The sequence below is a fragment of the Nocardia sp. NPDC004718 genome (assembly GCF_053601535.1).
The window spans coordinates 115,622-134,072 of the sequence record NZ_JBSGCA010000007.1 but is presented as its reverse complement, the minus strand read 5'-3'; the positions used below and the strand labels follow the sequence as shown (position 1 = coordinate 134,072).

Annotated in this window: 17 protein-coding genes; 7 read left to right on the top strand and 10 right to left on the bottom strand. The window is 67.7% G+C overall.

Annotation, left to right across the window (positions count from 1 at the left end):
• Positions 1–51: 51 nt before the first annotated feature.
• Positions 52–840, top strand: coding sequence for an HAD family hydrolase (locus ACWEH3_RS08000; RefSeq protein WP_379250106.1), 789 nt, complete (start codon positions 52–54; stop codon positions 838–840).
• Positions 841–948: 108 nt separating this feature from the next.
• On the opposite strand, the gene ACWEH3_RS07995 is transcribed toward ACWEH3_RS08000, so the two are convergent.
• Positions 949–1,302 carry a hypothetical protein gene (locus ACWEH3_RS07995; RefSeq protein ID WP_450019048.1) on the bottom strand — a complete coding sequence of 118 codons (354 nt, stop codon included), beginning with the start codon at positions 1,300–1,302 and terminating at the stop codon, positions 949–951.
• Positions 1,303–1,558: 256 nt separating this feature from the next.
• Positions 1,559–1,957 carry a MerR family transcriptional regulator gene (locus ACWEH3_RS07990; protein WP_450019046.1) on the bottom strand — a complete coding sequence of 133 codons (399 nt, stop codon included), beginning with the start codon at positions 1,955–1,957 and terminating at the stop codon, positions 1,559–1,561.
• A gap of 47 nt (positions 1,958–2,004) precedes the next feature.
• Between ACWEH3_RS07990 and ACWEH3_RS07985 the strand changes: the two genes are divergently transcribed.
• A complete protein-coding gene (locus ACWEH3_RS07985; RefSeq protein WP_450019044.1) occupies positions 2,005–2,802 on the top strand; it encodes an MBL fold metallo-hydrolase in 798 nt (265 codons plus the stop codon).
• Between the two features lie 3 nt (positions 2,803–2,805).
• Here the strand turns inward: ACWEH3_RS07985 and ACWEH3_RS07980 are convergent, their stop codons facing one another.
• The 5 genes from ACWEH3_RS07980 to ACWEH3_RS07960 all read right to left on the bottom strand — a co-directional run bounded on the left by ACWEH3_RS07980 (position 2,806) and on the right by ACWEH3_RS07960 (position 7,486).
• On the bottom strand, positions 2,806–3,651 hold the full coding sequence (locus ACWEH3_RS07980) for a hypothetical protein (RefSeq protein WP_450019042.1): 846 nt from the start codon (positions 3,649–3,651) through the stop codon (positions 2,806–2,808).
• A gap of 136 nt (positions 3,652–3,787) precedes the next feature.
• On the bottom strand, positions 3,788–5,290 hold the full coding sequence (locus ACWEH3_RS07975) for a hypothetical protein (protein ID WP_450019040.1): 1,503 nt from the start codon (positions 5,288–5,290) through the stop codon (positions 3,788–3,790).
• Positions 5,291–5,393: 103 nt separating this feature from the next.
• Positions 5,394–6,158, bottom strand: a complete 765-nt coding sequence (locus ACWEH3_RS07970; protein WP_355072070.1) for an AIM24 family protein — start codon at positions 6,156–6,158, stop codon at positions 5,394–5,396.
• A 2-nt stretch (positions 6,159–6,160) separates the two neighbouring features.
• Positions 6,161–6,856, bottom strand: coding sequence for an AIM24 family protein (locus ACWEH3_RS07965; RefSeq protein WP_450019038.1), 696 nt, complete (start codon positions 6,854–6,856; stop codon positions 6,161–6,163).
• Positions 6,857–6,862: 6 nt separating this feature from the next.
• Entirely contained in the window at positions 6,863–7,486 is a 624-nt protein-coding gene (locus ACWEH3_RS07960) for an AIM24 family protein (RefSeq protein WP_039803249.1), read from the bottom strand.
• 181 nt (positions 7,487–7,667) lie between these two features.
• Between ACWEH3_RS07960 and ACWEH3_RS07955 the strand changes: the two genes are divergently transcribed.
• Both ACWEH3_RS07955 and ACWEH3_RS07950 read left to right on the top strand, forming a co-directional pair.
• Positions 7,668–9,080, top strand: a complete 1,413-nt coding sequence (locus ACWEH3_RS07955) for a TerD family protein (protein ID WP_450019036.1) — start codon at positions 7,668–7,670, stop codon at positions 9,078–9,080.
• Between the two features lie 28 nt (positions 9,081–9,108).
• Positions 9,109–10,680 (top strand): TerD family protein, encoded by a 1,572-nt coding sequence (locus ACWEH3_RS07950; RefSeq protein WP_450019034.1) that lies wholly within the window; start codon positions 9,109–9,111, stop codon positions 10,678–10,680.
• Positions 10,681–10,701: 21 nt separating this feature from the next.
• Here ACWEH3_RS07950 and ACWEH3_RS07945 read toward each other — a convergent pair whose 3' ends face one another.
• The gene (locus ACWEH3_RS07945; RefSeq protein WP_450019136.1) at positions 10,702–12,384 is read right to left on the bottom strand and encodes a glycosyltransferase family 87 protein; all 1,683 of its coding nucleotides are present in this window, start codon (positions 12,382–12,384) and stop codon (positions 10,702–10,704) included.
• A gap of 199 nt (positions 12,385–12,583) precedes the next feature.
• Here ACWEH3_RS07945 and ACWEH3_RS07940 point away from each other — a divergent pair, with 199 nt between their 5' ends.
• Entirely contained in the window at positions 12,584–12,883 is a 300-nt protein-coding gene (locus ACWEH3_RS07940) for a hypothetical protein (protein ID WP_450019032.1), read from the top strand.
• Positions 12,884–13,043: 160 nt separating this feature from the next.
• Here ACWEH3_RS07940 and ACWEH3_RS07935 read toward each other — a convergent pair whose 3' ends face one another.
• Both ACWEH3_RS07935 and ACWEH3_RS07930 read right to left on the bottom strand, forming a co-directional pair.
• On the bottom strand, positions 13,044–15,245 hold the full coding sequence (locus ACWEH3_RS07935; RefSeq protein ID WP_452358290.1) for a transglycosylase domain-containing protein: 2,202 nt from the start codon (positions 15,243–15,245) through the stop codon (positions 13,044–13,046).
• A gap of 675 nt (positions 15,246–15,920) precedes the next feature.
• Complete coding sequence (locus ACWEH3_RS07930) at positions 15,921–16,340, bottom strand: DUF5318 domain-containing protein (protein WP_355071181.1); 420 nt, start codon at positions 16,338–16,340, stop codon at positions 15,921–15,923.
• A 112-nt stretch (positions 16,341–16,452) separates the two neighbouring features.
• Here ACWEH3_RS07930 and ACWEH3_RS07925 point away from each other — a divergent pair, with 112 nt between their 5' ends.
• Both ACWEH3_RS07925 and ACWEH3_RS07920 read left to right on the top strand, forming a co-directional pair.
• Positions 16,453–17,556, top strand: coding sequence for a DUF1707 SHOCT-like domain-containing protein (locus ACWEH3_RS07925; RefSeq protein WP_450023349.1), 1,104 nt, complete (start codon positions 16,453–16,455; stop codon positions 17,554–17,556).
• Between the two features lie 3 nt (positions 17,557–17,559).
• Positions 17,560–18,357 carry a DUF1707 SHOCT-like domain-containing protein gene (locus ACWEH3_RS07920; protein ID WP_450023351.1) on the top strand — a complete coding sequence of 266 codons (798 nt, stop codon included), beginning with the start codon at positions 17,560–17,562 and terminating at the stop codon, positions 18,355–18,357.
• Positions 18,358–18,451 lie beyond the last annotated feature (94 nt).

Below are 18,451 nucleotides of genomic sequence, written 5' to 3'. Positions count from 1 at the left end.
CCGGCAACCCATCGAAGACGGGCGCTGATCGCGACCGACCTGGACCGGACGATGATCTACTCGCGTAACGCCTTCAGCACCACCGCCGACGTGCCGACGGTCTGCGTGGAGCATCTGGAAGGGGCGCCGCTGTCGTTCATGACCACCACCGCGGCGCTGCGGATGCAGACCCTGACCGAACCCGCCGCCGTCGTTCCCACCACCACCCGCACCATCAAACAGTTCGACCGCATCCGGCTGCCCGGAGCGCCGTGGCGCTACGCGATCACCAGCAACGGCGGGAACATCCTGGTTGACGGTGTGCCCGATTTGAGCTGGCGCATCGACATCGACGCCAAGGTCCGTGCGGGTGGGGCCACCCTGTCCGAGGTGAGCAAGGAATTGCACACCCGCATCGATGACTCCTGGGTCACCAAGTTCCGGGTGGCCGACCACCTGTTCTGCTATCTGGTGGTCAAGCCCAAAGCCGTCCCCGAGGGATTCCTCGCCGAGTGGGACGACTGGTGCCGTCCGCGCGGCTGGTCGGCCTCCCAGCAGGGCCGCAAGATCTACACCATGCCGCTCGCGGTCTGCAAGAGCCGCGCGGTCGCCGAGGTGCGCAAGCGCCTGTGGGAAAACCGGGAACTCGCCGACGAGGCGCGCACCCTCGCGGCGGGCGACGGCGCCCTCGACGCCGAAATGCTGCGCGCCGCCGACTCCGCCATCCGCCCCCGCCACGGCGAACTCGAACAACTCAACTGGACCCACCCCAACCTCACCGTCACCCGAGCCACCGGCATCCTCGCGGGCGAAGAGATCATCAACTGGTTCATCAAGGCTGCTCCGACGCCTTCCGAGTAGCCGGCACGGACTTCGGCATCCCTGCTCTCGATCCCTCTGTACCGAGGTTGTCGCATCGCGGAACCCGTTCTGCGCTGAGCCGGTCCCGAAGCGGTGAATCGCCTGCCTCTACTTTGGTACGGGCCAGAAGCCAGTCTCCCCGATCACGATCACGCAAGGCTGGTTCAGTACTCCGGCCTTGTAAACAGCTTCGTCGAGATGGGTCGACATCAAGAGCATCCATGTTTTCCACGGGGTGCCCGCACCCACCGGTCCTCCCGTATTTGCCGCCAGGCGTCCGTAGTAGTCGCGGAGCTGCTGGTCCGTTACCACGAAAATCAGCGGAGGTTCGACCGGCGAGTCGCCGACAGCGGTTATCTGCAACCGACCCGCGTCGTCGCGGCTGATCCGGTACCCGGACTCTGTCCCGGCACGAACCACCGACTCGGTGAGTTCGTCAACGCTGGGTTCAGACCTTTCCACGACATGCTCCTCCAGGGAAGGCATCACAAGTGCGCGTAAATTCAACTCGACTCCCCATGTCGAGCACCGGAACGGTGCCATCAGTTGCAACTTCGTTGCGTCTCCCGGCGACCGCTTCATCAGCCCGTGGTTGAGACGAAAAGCTCAACCCAGGAGGTCAACTTCATTGCCTTACATCGAGATTAGATGGAAGAGACGCCGTTTTGGTTCCGTCGAATACGCGGTGGCATTTAGTGTTGATGTGGGATTCGCCGCCTCACACCGTGTCGGCGGTCGGCTCGAAGGTGGATTTGAAGTCCGGGCATTCGACCAACGGGTCGTGGGTGCAGGTGGCGGCGTGGCGGAGGCTGTCGCGCATGCGGATGAGGCGGGCTATGTCGTCGTCGAGTTGCCGGGCTTTTTCGGCCATGCGGGCGCGTAGTTCGGCGTCGGAGGGGGAGGCGCGGAGGAAGCGGGCGATTTCGGTGAGGGTGAAACCGGCGCCGCGTGCGCAGATGATGAGGGCCAGGCGGCTCAGGACGTCGGGGTGGTAGGTGCGGCGTAGGCCGTTGCGGCCGGTCGGGGCGATGAGTCCGCGTTTCTCGTAGAAGCGCAGGGCGGAGGGGGCGAGGCCGGTTTGTTCGCCGACCTCGGCGATATCGAGCAGGTCGGTCATCTCGTCTCCTTGACTTGAACCGCGCTTCAAGTCACAGACTAGCTCACATGACAATCCATCACCTCAATTGCGGATCGGTTCGGCAGATCGAAGCCACCTACGACGGACCCGCGCCCGCGCATGCCGTGAACCACTGCCTGCTGGTCGAGACCGCGTCCGACGGCCTGGTCCTGATCGAGACGGGCATCGGACTGGACGACGTGCGCGACCCGGCGGGCACCCTCGGCGCGGACTGGGTGGCGATGGCCCAGCCCATCCTTTCCGAAGACGAGACCGCGATCCGGCAGGTCGAACGGCTCGGCTACGACTCCGCCGACGTCCGGCACATCATCCTCACCCACCTCGACGTGGACCACTGCGGCGGATTGCCCGACTTCCCGCACGCTCAGGTCCACGTCCTCGCCGCCGAACTGGCAGCGGCGCAGGCCGAAGCTCCGAGCTTCCGCTATCGCTCCGCGCACTGGGCGCACGATCCGAACTGGGTGGCCTACCCGTCGGAACCGACCGGAAAGTGGTTCGGCTTCAACGCGATCCAACCGAAGGACCTGCCCGACGACTTCCAGTTGATCCCGCTGGGTGGGCACACCGCGGGCCACACCGGGGTCGCCGTTCGCCACGGCGACAGTTGGTTGCTGCACTGCGGCGACGCGTACTACTACCACCGCGAACTCGATCCGGCTCCGCAGCCGCACCCGGTGCTCGACGTCGTGCAGACCGGTTCCGAGGTCCACCACGACCTGCGGCTGGGCACCCAGGCGCGGCTGCGCGAGCTACACCGCGACCACGGCGACGAGGTCACCCTGATCAGTGCACACGACCCGTGGGAGTTCCAGCGCGCCGGCTGACCCCTACCGGCGCTGCCAGCACTGTGCCCGGTCGCCGAGATTCCACCACGAGATATAGCCCGGATCCTGGTCGAGCAAGGTCCATCCGGCTTCGAGCAGGTCGAAGAACGCGCTGTCGGCCGTCCGCCCGCCGCGCGCTTCGCCGATGTAGATCAGCGACGAGCCGCCCGCCTCCTGGTAGGCGGCGAGGGTACTGGAGGCCATCGGGTTCTCCCAGCCGGGCGGCCAGCAGAGGAACAGCGCGTGGTCGGCATGCCCGGCGACCAGAGCGGCCGTGGAGGACGGCGGCGTGGCGGTGGGATGCCAGGTCGCGGTCTGCCCCGGCGCGGCGGGGAAGGCCGTGTTGGTCGCCCGGTCCGGCGGGTGGGAGTCGAAAGCGCTGATGGGCACGCCGATTCGGGTGAGTTGATGCGCCCAGTAACCGCGTCCGGAGCCGACCTCCAGCACCGGCCTGCCCTGCGCGACGTCCGCCACCCAGCGCAGTGTGGCAGGCGCGGGGATCGCGTACGCGTACGCGGCTTGCAGCACGATCTGCGCATACGCCAGCCGCGCACTGCCTTTCGGGTTGCCGCCGTTCACCTCGGCGCGGTTCGCGCGCTCTCTCGGTCCGGGCGATACCGCGGCGGCGACGATGTCCCAGTACGGATTCGTGCTGGCACCGCCGGTCATGTAGTGCAGTAGGTGTAGGTCGAACGAGGCGTCGCTGATGTCGTCACCCGTGCCGGGCAACCGGCCCGCGGTGGACCAGTAATCCGCCACTCGCGGATACGCTGTCGCGAAGGTGGATTCGTCTTGGACGAGGTTCGTCAGCGCCGTGCGACGCTGCGGCGAAAGCACCAAGTCAGCCATCTTTCGATTCTCCGCCGACCGTCGCCTGCCCTGGTGAACATCAAGGCGAGTTCACCGAGCTGTAGCGAATCCTTTGCTCTCCGTAGTGATACGCCCACTAGCCTGTTCTGCTCTGACGCGGTTCGCGCGCCCCGGCTCACCCGCTGTCGCGCATCGACACCAGTCCGCCGAGTGTGCCGAGGTAGGCCGCTCCGTCGGGGCCGAGGGCGATTCCGGCGTAATTGTTGTTGAAGCCGAGGCCGGTGCCGGACAGCTGTTTCCACACGGTCGCCCCGGTGCGGTAGTCGAGGGCCGTCCAGTACCAGGGATCGCTCGGATCGGTGCCCTTCGTGTAGGTGTAGATCAACCCGGTGGCCAGGGACAGCTTCGGTACCACCGTCGGCGCTGCTTCGACCGAATTGGTCCAGGTCAGATGGCAGCCGTTGCCGTCGGTGTCGATGTCGACCCGGGCGAAGCCCGCGGTGGTGGTCTTGCCGGAGGCGACCGCGTCGGGGTGGGAGTAGCCGTAATTGTTCTCCACGATAAGTGAGCGTCCCGCGCCGATCAGCGAGTTCTCGGTGGCGCTGTGGCCGGGCTCGAACACCGGCACCGCGCAGACCTGCCGTTCGGCGACGGAGGGCGCGGTGCGGTAGACGACGACGTTCATCGGATCGGCATTGTCGGTGATGGCGACATAGCCGTCGGGCAGGACGGTGGGCGTTGTGCCGGTTCCGTCGTCCACTTGGCCCGGCTTGCGCTGGTTGCTGTTGGCGTAGGTGGTTCGCCAGGTGATCCCGGGCGCGCCGTCGGGACCGGCGTCGAAACGCAGAAGCTGCCGGTTGGTGGCGATGTAGACCTCACCGGCCGCACCGACCGCGAACGAGTTCTCGATCTGATTCTCCATACCGTCTCCGAGCCGAACCACCTGCGCTGCTCCGGTATCCGGATCCAGTGTGCCGACCACGCCGTTCGTCTTGGCCACGAACCAGATCAGGCCGTTCGAGTCCGGCAGTGCGGAGTTCAGCGTCTCCTCCGGGTGCAGCAGGACGGTCAGGTCGTAGTCCCGTACCAGCGAGAACCCGTCGGCAGCGGGGTTCTCGGCGAACACTTGAACGTGTCCGGTGCTGGTGCCCACCACGGCGCGGTCTTCGTCATCGAGGTAGAAGTACCCGCCGCCGCCGAAGTTGTTGAAAGCGCCGGGCCGCAGCGTATCGATGGGATCTTTACCCGGCAGTGGATGTTTGCCGAGGACGCTCATCGTCGTCGGGTCGATGAGGTAAAGGCCCGGTTGCAGCCCCAGGCAGGTGCTGACGATGCGTCCGGCGCGGTCGAACGCCACCGAACCGCACTCGCTGCCGAGCAGCAGGGAATCGGTCCGCGGTGCCCGGCCGAGCGGACCGGGGCGGCTGTAGGTATCGCTCATCCACCCGTCGTTGTGGACGCCCGAGTTTCCGTTCGGCGCGAGATGTGGGTTCTGCGGGACCGGTGGGATGCCGGTGACCGGTTCGCCGCTCACGGCGGCGCCGACGAATCGCGCCGGTTCCGGCACGGCGGGCGCCGAAGGAATCGGCGCCGCGGCGGCGGGCACCGCCACTACCGCGGCAAGGATTGCCGCGGGCAGCGCCGCGCGCAGAACCTGGGAGGGGAGGATGTGAAACACGAATGAACGGTATCCGGGTCCGGCGGGCCGCGAATCCCCCACGCGGGTGATTACGCGGGCACGGCCGCGACCGTCGGTACCAGATTCGCGTCACCGCCGCGTTTCAGTACTGCTGGTGCCCGGCCAGTTGCTGGGCGATGAGTCCTTGCAGTCGTTGCAGGCCGCCGACGGTGATGCCGCTCTGGATCTGTCCCTCGATGGTGCGCACAAGCACGGAGTCGCTGAGCACCTTCTCGCTGGACTGGATCAGCACGGTCCCCGCGCCGGTGAAATCGAACTGGCGCTCCTCACCGGAGTTCACGCCGAATCGTGCCGCACCGGCGGCCAGGAAACCCGAGATCCAGCGTTCGTCGTAGTGGTGGCTCGGGGAAGGACAATCCGCCCAGCCGACCAGCGACTCGGGGTCGACGCGCAGCGGTGGCTCGGCGAACATCACCGGCCCGTTGGACGAGGCGAGGAACTTGCCGGTGCCGATCAACGTGAGGAACCCGGGCACGATGGACTGGTTGAGCGACAGGCCCGGCTCGAAGGCCAGCAGGTTCGCCGCCCGAATGGTCAGGTTGCCGTTGTCCTCGAGATCGTAGGAGTTGATGTCGTAGCCACGGTCGCCGATGATCAGCTTGCCGTGCCCCTCCGCGACGACGTAGTCGCCGGTGAACAGCGGCGCCGAGAACTGCTGCGACACCATGTGCAGCAGTCCGCCCTGCAACCCGTGGCTGAGCGCCTGGAACCGGATATCGCCGTAGTAGGCGATCATCGCGCCCTTGCGCATGAACCACGGCTTGTTCAGGTCGATGCAGTACGCGTAGCTGTTTCCCGGGATGTTGTCGCTCTCACCGAGGTTCATGGGGTTGAGGATCTGGGACATGCTCACAACTTCTCTTCGGAGGCCTGCACGTAGACGACGCCCTGCCCGACGCAATGCAACTGCATCGCCTCGCCGGAACCGCGCCCGACGGCGTCCCGCCAGCTCAGCGCCGCTTTGAGCTCGGTCTGCACATTGCCGTAGGCGGCGACGAAGGCTTGCGGATCGACCACGATCGGATTCGGGCCGCCTACTTGCAATTCCAGGAATCCGCCGTGCGCGAGCAGCACCGCGGCGCCCTGCCCGGACAACTGGGTGGTGAACAGGCCCTGTCCGGTCAACGCCCCCGAGGCGGCGCCACGCAGCGCCCCCATCAGGCCGCCACCGCCTCCGCCACCCGAACTCATCACGGAGACCACCGAACTCTGCAATCCGGCGGTGTTGGCGAGCAGCCGCGAAGCCTCGACGCGCAACGTCGCACCCGGCTGCATGTGCACGACGTGCACCTCCAGGCCGGCGAACCCGTAATGGACCTCGCCATTGCCCTGCGCGAGCATGGTGCGCTCGTGCTCACCCGCCATCGCGCGGCCCGCGAGCCCCATCAGCCCGCCCATGCCGCCCATCCCTCCGCCCCCCGGAATCTGGTGGGGAGCAAAGGAAACATCGCCGGTGTAGAACAGCATCGCGCCGTTGCGAGCGACCACGCCGCCCGCCATTCCGACGTTGACCTTGACGACTTTGCCGTTGATCTTCTCGAACATCCGTCTCTACCGTTCCGCCGGTTGGATCAACACCACGCCGTGGCCGTCCCAGCGCAGCGAAAAAGCCTCGCCCGCGTCCTGACCGACGAAACTGCGCCAGGACACGTCGGTGACGAAGGACTGGTTGAGGTTTCCGCGCGCCGCGACGAACGCGTCCGGATCGACGATCAGCGGGTACTGCGGCGAGACCTCCAGGTGGATGAGCGGACCGCCGGCCGAGAGCAGCGCGACCTGGCCCTGGCCGGAGACAGTCGTGGTGAACAGGCCCTGTCCGGTCGACGCACCGCGCAAACCGGCGAAACGCACGTCGGTGCGCAGGTTCCCGGCGAACGCGAGCAGTTGTTGCGACTCCACTTGCAGCGTCTCGTTGTTCAAGTTGACGACGGTGACGTGCTGGCCGTTGACCGCGAAGAACACTCGTCCGTGACCGGCGCACTCCATCAGCGAGAGTTTCTCACCGGTGGCCCGGCGCTTCAGCCCGGCGAGCACGCCGTCGCCACCGCCGAAGCCGGCCGCCTTGAACTGCACATTTCCCTCGTAGGCAATCATCGAACCGGAGATCGCGCGGAGGCTGGTGCCGGCCAGATGGGCCTCGATCACCTTCTTCGACTGCTCGAACAGTTGCGCCATGGAATGTTTGCCTGCTGTCTCGATCGGGAACACGGTGGGATCGCCGTATTCCATCTACGTGCCGTCACCCTAACCGATGGTTCCGGGGGTGTCGGGGCAGCACGGCCGTTCGATTCCAGCGCCGCGCAGCGCGTTTCTCGTAGAGTGTCAGGCGAACGCACCGACAAGCGAAGGGTCGAACTTGTCCGCAACTCTCGCCAAGGGCCAGAACGGTCCGCTGGCCACCAACGACGTGGTGATATCCGTCCAGCTCACGGCGCCGGCGGATTTGTCGGCGCTACTGGTCACCGAGCGGGGCAAGGTCCGTTCCGATGCGGATTTCGTCTTCTTCAACCAGCCGAGCGGCCCCGGTGTCAATCTGCAGCCGGCGCCCGCGGGCCAGCCCGCGTCGCTGGCGGTGTCGCTGAACGCGGTGCCCGCCGACATCGACCAGATTCGCGCTGTGATCACGCTCGACGACGCGAACAGCAATTTCGGTAGGTTCCCCGCCCCGACCGCGATCGTGTCGGACGCGGCCGGAAATCAGTTGTACGCCTACCGGATCGACGGGCTGAACACCGAGTCGATCGTGATCGCGCTCGAGCTGTACCGCCGCCAGGGTGCGTGGAAGGTGCGTGCGGTCGGACAGGGCTACGCGGGCGGTTTCGCCGCGCTGGTCACCGATCACGGTGTGACGGTCGACGATGCTCCCGCCCAGCCCGCGCAGGCTCCGCAGGCCCCGCCGCCGCCGCCTCCGCAGCAGCCGCCCGCCCAGCAGCAGCCGAACTACCCGCCGCCGACCACCCCGGCGTACCCGACCCAGCAGCAGGCGCCGCAGTACGCGCCGACCGGTGGTTATCCGCCGCCCGGACCTGGCTACCCGCCGCCCGGCCCGGGCCAGCCACCGCAGGGTGCCCCTGGTTACCCGCCGCCCGGTCCGGGTTACCCGCCGCCGCCCGCCCCCGGGCCCGGCTACCCGCCGCCCGGCCAGCCGCCGCAGCCGCAGCAGCCCGCCGAGGTCAGCCTCAGCAAGGACCGCCCGGTCAGCCTGGTCAAGGGGCAGCGCGTCACGCTGCGCAAGGAAGGCACCGCGCTGACCTTCGTGAAGATGGGTCTCGGCTGGGATCCGGTGCGCAGCCGCGGCATGTTCGGCAACCGCACGGTCGATATCGACCTCGACGCGTCGGTCATCATGTTCGCCGACATGAACCCGGTGGACGTCGCGTACTACGGACAGCTGACTTCCAAAGACGGCTCCATCCGCCACCAGGGCGACAACCTCACCGGCGAGGGCGAGGGCGACGACGAGGTGATCCTGGTCGACCTGACCCGCGTCCCCGCGCACGTCAGCACGCTGCTGTTCATCGTGACCTCCTACAAGGGCCACACCTTCGAGCAGGTGCAGAACGCGTTCTGCCGCTTGGTCGACGGGACGAACAACGGCGAGCTGGCCAGATACACCCTCGCGGGCGGCATGCCGTTCACCGCGATGGCGATGGCCAAGCTGTACCGGGTGGGCAACGACTGGAAACTGCAGGCGCTGGGCGAGGGCTTCCAGGCCAAGCATCCGGGTGAGGCGGTGCCGCAGCTCGGCCGCTTCCTCGTCAACGGTTGATCGGCGGCGGGACAGCGGGGCGGACAAGGTGATTCAACTGCAGGCCGGTCAGAACATCCCGTTGACCGGTGATGTCGTTCGTTTCAGTGCGAAAGCCGAGGCTGCCCTCGACGTTTCCGCGCTGGTGGTGGCGGAGAACCTGAAGGTGTTCTCCAGCGACGATTTCGTCTTCTACAACCAGCCCGCCACGACGGGGGTCGCCTTGGCGGCCGACGGGGTCACGATCACGCTCACCGAGGTACGCGCGGACGCGAAGTCCGTGTTGCTGGTGGTCAGCGCCGACCCGGCCGCCCCCGCGCGGGCGGGCGGGCTCGGGCCGGTCACCGCCACTCTGTCCGAGAACGACAGCGTGACCGCCGAATTCGCGATCACCCCGTCGTCCGGTGAGACGGCGTTGATCTGCCTGGAGGTGTACCGGCGCGGTCCGGCCTGGAAACTGCGGGCGGTGGGCCAGGGTTACGCGGGCGGCCTCGCCGTGCTGCTCACCGCGCACGGCGTCGAGGTCGACGGTGCGGCCCCGGAGCAGGCCGACCAGCCCGGTACGCACACCATGTCCGGTCCACTGGCGGGTGACGCGCAGATCGCCGCCGCCGGTGCGCCGCTGGAAGTCGGTCACGGCCTGGAACGGCTGTGGATGGTGTTCGAGGACGCCGCGCGGTCGGCCGCCGCGCTGGTATCGGCGCGAGAGTACGCGGCCAAGCGGTTGGATCACGAACTGTCGCTCGCCGTCTCCGATCCCGCGACCAGGAACACTCCGGCGGCCGAGCAGGCGCGCAGCGCCGCGCAGCAACGGCACGACGAACTGGTCGACACCGCCGAGCGCAACCACCAGCGGGATGCCGAACAGCTGATGGGCGAACTCGCCGCGGCCGACCGGGTGCTGCCGCCCGCCCTCGCGTCCTGGGACTCACCCGCTTGGGACAAGCCGTCCGTGCCGAGCGACGGTATCCGGCTCGGTGAGCTGTACGCGCTCGACCGGGGGTCGCTGCGTATTCCGTACTGTGTTCCGGTGCCGCTGAATCGGCCGCTGTGGATCGATGCCGAGTCGACCCGTGCGGTCGCGCCGGTCGTGGGCGCACTGCTGGCGCGGTTGCTCGCCACGGCGCCGCACCGGCGAACGCTGGTCGACATCATCGACCTCACCGATGCGTTCGGCGGCTTCACCGGCCTGCTCGCTCCCGTGCTGAACGGACCGCCGATCACCGACCACGCCGACATCTCGGCGCGGCTGCAAGCGCTGGTGGACGCGGCCGAACTGGCCGAATTGGCTTATACGAGCGGCGCTTTCACGCCGCCCAGTGAGCACCGGGTCCTGCTGGCCGCGGACTTCCCGCACGGCTACCAGAGTTCGGACGCGCAGCGCATCGGCGCGTTGATCACGCGCGGCGAGTTGATCGGACTGTCCATCGTGATCGTGGGCGCGAACGAATCCGATTCGGCCGACACCACCGTGGCGATGCTGTCGCAGTCGTGCCGCCACCTGCCGACGATCGGCGGCACGCCGCTGTTCGATCCGTGGACCGGCAGCGCGTGGCAACTCGATCTGGATCTGTTGCCGCACGAGCCGGAACGGCAGGCGCGCTTCCTGCGTACGAGGTGAGCGCCTGAACCGGCGACCGGGTCAGCTGCCCGCGACCGCCGTTCGCGGCCGCAGCGGCTCAGGCAGCCAGGGCAGCGGCGGATCCGGCATGCGGTCGACGACACCGCCGACCGGGTCGTCGACGAAGTCGCGCCGCACGAGGTCCTCCTCCGGGCGGTAGATCTGACGCACGATCAGGGCGCACAGCCCCACCACCGCCAAATCGCGCAGGGCGACGGTGCCGGTGAACCACTGCTCGGGCAAACCTTTGCGGTCCAAGCCGAGGTAGTAGAACATTCGCGGCACCCAGACCAGCGCGTCGACGGTCATCCAAGTCAGCAGGATGCGGCGGTGCGGCAGCGCCAGGACGGCAAGCGGCACCAGCCACAACGAGTACTGCGGACTCCACACCTTGTTCGTCAGCAGGAACGCCGCGACCACGAGGAAGCACAGTTGCGCCAGCCGCGGCCGTCGAGGCGCGGTGAAACCGATGTAGGCGATCACCGCGCAGGCCGCGACGAACGCGAGCAGTGAGACGGCGTTCAGGATCGCGGGCTGCTCCCCGTAGGTCAGCGCGCCGTCGAAGCCGCGCCAGCCGGTGAACGAGGAGATCACGTTGTAGATCGAGTCCGGGTCGGCGTGCCGGGTGGTGTTGAGCCGGAAGAATTCCTGCCAGCCGTTCGGGAACAGCGCGGCGATCGGAAGGTTCACCACCAGCCACGTCGCCAGCGCGGCGGACATCGCGACGGACGCGGCGCCGATCGGGCGAGCGCTGAGGAATTGGATGCGGTAGGGCGTCTCCCGCACCCACGCCAGGAAGGTCGGCCAGCCGTCGATGTCGCGAATCCGCAGGCCGAGGTGCGTGCGCAGCGTGCGTTGCATCGTCTCGGTACGCAGGCACAGCACGAGGATCGGCCCGAGCAGCAACAGCGGATACAGTTTGGCGGCGCCGCCCAGACCGAGCAGCACTCCCGCCACCACGGGTTTGCGCCGGGCCCAGGCGAGCAGGCCGGTCGCGGCGAAGGCCGTCGCGAGCGCGTCGAAATTGGTGAAGGCGTGCACGATCACCAACGGCGAACAGGCGATCAGCGCCGCGTCCCAGATCCGGCGGCCGGACAGCAACGCCGACGCCCAGACGGTGATCAGCCAGGCCATGGCGAGACCGACCGCGACGACGTTGAAATAGATCACCACTTGGAGCGCGCCGGGCAGCGGCGAAGCGTCCCAGCTCTTCGCAATCCGCATCGAAAGGTACTGGTACAGGCCCGAGAGCACGGGATATTCCATGTACCGCGTCTCCCGCCCACCGTCGGGAGTCTGTTCGGTCCACTGCTTCTTGTACGGGAAGGCGCCTTCGTTCAGGCGCTCGGCCCCGTAGAGCGGCACGGTGTCCGAGTAGCACATCGCCACGTACTGGCGGCCGTTGTTCCAGTCGAGCGTGGGACCGTCCGCGCCGGTGGTCTGCTGGATGCATCCCGCCTTGCCGAACCAGCCGAGCGCCAGGAAAACCAGGGCGAACGCCATCAGCACCCGCATGGGCGTCCAGAACCGCACCCGCCCGATCAGCGCATGATCACCGACCGGCCCACCGATCACCGTCGACAATTGCGCGGCGAGCGAATCATTGCGACTCGGCCGATCCCGCGCGTCCGCCGATCGGAGATCAGAGGCGAGCGGAGCAGGGGCGGCGTAGTACGCCCCACCGGGCGCCTTCTGGTCCGACAGCGGTGCCCTCCCATTCCTCCGTGGCTCCACCAGCTGCTGATCGGTCACGGAACCCGAGGCTACCCTGCGATCGGCTCGAGGTCGGGGCCGACTCGATACGCGTTCGTTCGGGATCGCAGGCGCCGACAGGGCAGTCGTGAACGCATATTTCCTTTGGCAATCGCTCGTCGGTTGTTAGGGTGAGGATCCGTCGGCGTGCTTGGAGGACGCGCTGATCTGGGAGACAGGGGTGGAAATGTTCAAGAAATTGTTAGTCTCGGCGATTGTTGCCGGCGCTGCATTGGTCGGATTCGCGGGTAACGCGAGCGCGGGGCATCCGTCCTATGCGGCGTGCCTCGGTGGGAAGGGGATCGCCGACAAGTGTGTGCAGATCTCGGATGGTACCTGGGTGGTGCTGCGGGGCTACTGGAAGTTCACCGACTGCTTGAGCGACAAAGGGGTCTTCGAGGACTGCTATCAGGATCCGAACGGCTTTTGGTATAAGACACCCAATCGGTAATTCCGGCGTTCCGCCAAGGCGTACCAGCTGAGCCGGGAACGTTCGTCCGAGTGATAGTCCTGCTGTAGGGAAATTGTGCCGAATCGACTCGAACGGACCATCTTGCTTACGAGCAAAGTCGGGCCCGGCCACGATGTGGCCGGGCCCGACTTTTTGTCGACTATCTGCTACGTGTCGACGGCGTTCCGTTCGAGTTGTCTTCTTGACCAGAGTTGTCACTGCGTTGGTTGCCGGGGCGTGGCGAACCGGTAGCCGATGGCGATGAGCCATCTGTCGGCGCGACCGGCTGGCCGGGCAACGGACCCGAGTCCTGCTGACGTTGCTGCTGCGGCCGTTGCTGCTGCGGGGCAGGTTGAACGCCGGGGACAGGGATCGTGATGCCGGGCAGGATCTCCACCTGGGTCGGTGCGACCACCACCGGGGGCAACAGCGGGGAATCGACTGTGGACGGAGGGGTGTACGGCGCCGACCATTCCGGGACACCGGCCTGTCCCTTGATCGGAGCCGGCTTCGGGAAGTTCTCGTTCGGGGTCCCCTTCAGAGCCCCGTCCATCGTGGCCTTCCAGATGTCGGATGGCAGGCCCGACCCGTAGATCATGCCGCCACTTGCGTTGCGCAGTCGGTCACCCTGCTCTGTTCCCACCCACACAGCAGTCGACAGCGAAGGGGTGTAACCGACCATCCAGGCGTCCCGGTTTTCGCCGGTATCCCCGAGCTGGGCGGTTCCGGTCTTCGTCGCCGACTCGCGACCGCCGGCCAAGCCGTGGTTGCGCGAATAGGCGGCGATGGGCTTCATCGCAGCGGTGACGTTGTCGGCCACCGCCGCGGAGACGCGCTGTTCCCCAGCCACCTCGCCACGGTCGAGCAGGACCTGACCGTCGGCGGTCACGACCTTCGATACGAAATGCGGCGCGTGGTAGACGCCGGAGGCGGCCAGCGTCGCGTACATGGACGCCATGTCGAGCGGCCGTGCCTGGTACTGGCCGAGCACGATGCCGTTGTTGGGTCCGGAGCCGTCCGACTCGGTGAGCGTCTTGCCGACTCCCGCGATGGTGTCCGGCATGCCGAGCTTGTACGCCATGTCGGCGATCTTGCGCGGGCCGTTCTGCATGTCCAGCTCCATCCGGTAGAAGCTGGTGTTCAGCGATCGCTTCAATGCCTCGGCGATGGTGCACGTTCCGCACTGCTCGCCTTCGACGTTGGTGATCTTGATGCCGTTCACCGTGACCGGTGAGCTGTCGTACATCTGCGACAGCGGGATGCCCAGCTCCAGATTGGCCGCGAGGCCGATGACCTTGAACGACGAACCGGTCTGCAAACCGGCATTGGCGAAGTCGTAGCCCTGGCCGTCGCTGCCGCCGTAGTAGGCGCGTACCGCACCGGTGTGTGGATCGACGGAGACCACTGCGGTGCGCAAGTTCTCCGGCTCACCGTCCATGTTCTTGTTCACCGCGTCGAGGGCGGCCTGCTGGGCCTTCGGATCGATCGTGGTCGTGATCTGCAAGCCCGCGGTGTTCAGCTGCTGCTCGCTGATGCCCGCCGCGCCGAGTTCCTTGAGCACCTGGGTCTTGATCAGGCCCTCGGGGCCGGAGTCCTGCGCCTTGTCCCGAGTCGAGGAGAGCGGGACGACCCGCGGGTACTGCAGGCCCTGTCGCTCGGTCGCGTTCAGGTTGCCGCCGGAGACCATGCCGTCGAGCACGTAGTTCCAGCGGGTCTTCGCGCCCTCGGGGTTCTTCTCCGGGTCCAGGCTGGACGGCAGCTGGATGGTGGCGGCGAGCACCGCGCCCTCGGCGACGGTGAGTTCCGAAACCGGCTTGCCGAAGTACGCCTTGGCCGCCGCGTCGATGCCGTACGCGCCGCGACCGAAATAGATGGTGTTCAGGTACGCGGCGAGGATCTCGTCCTTGCTCCACTGCCGCGCCATCTTGGCCGAGATGACCAGCTCGTGCATCTTGCGGGTCAGCGAGTGCTCGTCACCGACCAGCGCGTTCTTCACGTACTGCTGGGTGATGGTCGAGCCACCGCCCGCGCTCTCCCGGCCGAGAACGTTGTCCCTGGCCGCGCGCGCGAAGCCGGAGATCGAGAAGCCGGGGTTGGTGTAGAAGTCGCGGTCCTCGGCAGCCATCACCGCGTTGCGCACGTGCGGCGGAATCTGGTCGATGGTGACGTCGGTCCGGTTGCCTTCCGGCGGAACCACTTTGCTGATCACCGAGGTGCCGTCGGAGGCGAAGATGGTCGCCACCTGGTTCGACTTCAGGTCGCCCGGCTGCGGCACCGACACCGTGGTGTACGCGGCCAGGAAGATGCCGCTGGGCAGCAGAATGGCCAACGCGATCAGCACGTAGAGGGTGCGGCGCACGATCCGCCAGGGAAATTTCTTCTGCTGCGCGGGCTGCCGCCTTCCCGGCCCGTCGGAGCCGCCGCTGCCGCCACGGCGCGGCGGCGGGCCCGACGGCGGACCGCCCGCGGCCTGCCTGCGTTCGCCGGTCGCGGGGCCGCTACCGGGGACGCGACGTCCGTCACGGTCCACCGCCGGACGCGCGCCGGTGGCCGGACGCGGTCCGGTGGCGGGGCCGCGCCTGTCGCGCTCGTTCACCGCCTCGGTCAGGGAACCCGGCCGCTGGGCAGGCTGAGGGCCGGGAGCGCCACCATTGGGCGCGCCTCGGTTGGGCTGTGGCGGCCGGCCCGGCTGGGGCGGACGGCCGCCCTGCGGAGGAAGACCGTTCGGCGGAGGGCCGGGACGGCGCGGCGGCTGGGGGCCGCGCGGCTCACCAGGGAGGGGACGCGCACCGGGCGGTGGGCCGGGGCGGGCTCCGGGGGGTGGTCCGGGACGGGGATTCTGATACGGGTTGGGACTTGGACGTGAACTCTGCGGAGGACGACCGCCATGTGGCTCATCGCCGTAGGGCTCGTAGGGCGAATTCACTGACAAGATCTCCATAACTCGTAGCGGTCCAGGTGGCAATCAGCGGTAGTCGTCACCGCGGCGGACGCATGCCGGCTCCGCGAGTCACCCGCCGGGGACGACCCAGGCACTTCATTCGGCGGCGGTGCGCCGGTTCGCGCGTGTCCCGGAGCGGCGTCGCGGCGGTGCCGGCGCGGAACCGAGGACATAGGACTGCACCAGATGATTCCAGCTGCAGGTCCGGCATACCTCGACGACATGAACCGAGAATTCTTCGCGCGTCTCGGCGAGTCGCGCAAGCTCCTCGGGTGTGCGAGCCGATCCGGCGACCGGCCCGAGGCCGTCGCCGAAGACCCAGGATACGAGGGTCAGCTGTTCCTTCCGGCAGATGGGGCATGTGACCTCGCTCCCGCGGCCATGGAACTTCGCCGCACGCAAGAGATAAGGATTCGCATCACACACCTCGGCGACATCGACCCGGCCCGCATAGACGTCAGCCAGCAGCGACCGGCGCCGCAGGGCGTAGTCGACAACTTGCCGCTGAATTCGCACGAGAACCAGAGTAGCGGGGATGGAATCGGGCCGCCCCGGGCTGCTGCGGATTGACCGTCCCCGACCGGGCCGATCCAGCGCGTCGCGCCGTTACCCGGACTACGATCCGTCTGTGTCCACCGCAGCATCCGGGCGCATGCGAGCGCGTGATCTGGACCGCGCCGACGCGTCCGGTCTTCTGGATGCCGCCTACGCCGAGGGGCAGCTCGGCGCCGACGAGTACCACGACCGGATCGCGCAGGCCGCGGCGGCGAAGACGCTCGGCGAATTGGCCGCGCTCACCGCCGACCTGCAAACCCCGGCCGCTGCGCGCGGGTTCGCCGCGCGGCGCCCGTCGGTCGCGCGAAAAGTATTGCGCCGCTCCGGTTCCGGCGGCAGTTATCCCGGTCACACCAGGGCGCGCGATGCCGATCGCGCCACTACGCGCGAACTGCTCGACCGCGCCCGTGCCGACGGCCAGCTGTCCGAAGACGAGCACGACATCCTCACCGAACTCGCCGCGGAAGCGCGCACCCTGGGAGATCTGCACGATCTGGTCGCGGATCTCCAGCGGCCACGCGACGTCGCCCCCACGCCGCGACCGCCGCGGTCGCATCGACCCCAGTGGTATCGGGCCGCGGTCGCTGTGGCAGCGGCGCTGGCCGCCTGCGCCGGTTTTCTCGCGGTCACCGGGGAGGCGGAACCGCGATCCACGGCGCAAGCCCCGCCGGTCGTGGACGTAGGGGCGGTGCAGCCCGTAGTGGTCCCGACGCCGAGTCTGGTCACCACCGAGGGGATCGCCATTTTCCTGCGCAACTACCAGCGGAAATTCGGCGACCTCCAGGTGGACGAGCTGTATATGCACGGTGATCACGCCTCGCTCACCCGGGCTGTGCCCGGCCAGCCGAACCGGAAGGTCCAGTACGACTACCGCGGTGGTTTCGCCCAGTCCATGCAGATCGAGACACGCAAGGCGGACACGCCGTCGGTGGATCTGGCCGGGCTGAATGTGGAGGCGATCGGCCGGGCTCTCGCCGACGCGGCCACCATGACCCGAGTGCCCGGCGGCGTCGTCACGCATTTCAAGGTGGGCGTGAACGGTCTGTCCCCCGGGTACGGCGTTGCTGCCGGGCAACCCGTCATCGAGGTCTACGTGAGCAACGCGGTGAAAGAGAGCGGCCACTTCATGCTGACCCCGACGGGCGAGGTGCGCCGCGTATGGCCGTTCGGAGGATGAGCGATGGCGACCACCCGATACAGCGACGTCCGGGCCCGCGACACCGACCGCGCCGACGTGTGCGGGCTGTTGGACGCCGCGCTCGCTGACGGCCAGCTCACCGCCGAGGAGCACGCCGCGCGTACCGCCCAAGCCATGCGCGCGAAGTCCTTCGGCGAGCTCGAGGCGTTGATCGATGATCTGCAGATCCCCGACGGGCTGGCGAATGCCCCGGTGGTCCGGGTCGACCGGCGGCGTCCGCGCCGCTGGCTGGCGCCGGTGTCGGTGGTCGTCGCGGCCTTGGTGGCAGGCGCGATGGTCGGGGGGATCAGCCGTTGCGGCGTCGATCTGCCCGGCTTCGGGGAGGACGTTCCCGACTTGACCACCGGCGCGGGGCTGGCCTATTTCCTCGCGGAGTACCGGGCCGAATTCGGCGATATGAACGCCGACGAGGTCACGTTCTATCCGAAGTATGCGGTTGTGGACCGGCAGAAGCCCGGTAGTGCCAACGAGACCGGCGACTACTACTACAACGGCGACTTCCGCACCTCCGGCACCTCCCAGCGGGAACGCGGGGCCCGCAGCTTCGACCTGGCCACCATCGACGTGCCCGCCATCGCAGGCCTGCTGGCCGGTGCGCCGCGGACGGTGAAGTGCCCGGACGGCGTGATCACCCTGGTCATCGTGCAGTTCGATACGCACGGTCCATACGATCGCGGCGCCGTCGTGGAGATCCACGTCACGGGCAAGGACGGCTCGTCCGGCTACCTGACGACCACTTTCGCGGGCGAGCCGCTCGCGGTCTTCCCACCCTCTCGCTGAACCGCGAGTTCGCCCGGACCGGGTCTACGGCTGTGCATAGATGTATCGCTCCGATATAGTGGAAAGTCGCATCCATCGGTTAGGTTCTGTACAC

Bases quoted from the DNA above. Each gene is read 5' to 3' on its own strand.
- ACWEH3_RS08000 (WP_379250106.1), top strand. From the start codon at position 52: ATGATCTACTCGCGTAACGCCTTCAGCACCACCGCCGACGTGCCGACG.
- ACWEH3_RS07990 (WP_450019046.1), bottom strand. From the start codon at position 1,957: ATGACCGACCTGCTCGATATCGCCGAGGTCGGCGAACAAACCGGCCTC.
- ACWEH3_RS07985 (WP_450019044.1), top strand. From the start codon at position 2,005: ATGACAATCCATCACCTCAATTGCGGATCGGTTCGGCAGATCGAAGCC.
- ACWEH3_RS07980 (WP_450019042.1), bottom strand. From the start codon at position 3,651: ATGGCTGACTTGGTGCTTTCGCCGCAGCGTCGCACGGCGCTGACGAAC.
- ACWEH3_RS07970 (WP_355072070.1), bottom strand. From the start codon at position 6,158: ATGTCCCAGATCCTCAACCCCATGAACCTCGGTGAGAGCGACAACATC.
- ACWEH3_RS07965 (WP_450019038.1), bottom strand. From the start codon at position 6,856: ATGTTCGAGAAGATCAACGGCAAAGTCGTCAAGGTCAACGTCGGAATG.
- ACWEH3_RS07960 (WP_039803249.1), bottom strand. From the start codon at position 7,486: ATGGCGCAACTGTTCGAGCAGTCGAAGAAGGTGATCGAGGCCCATCTG.
- ACWEH3_RS07920 (WP_450023351.1), top strand. From the start codon at position 17,560: ATGGCGACCACCCGATACAGCGACGTCCGGGCCCGCGACACCGACCGC.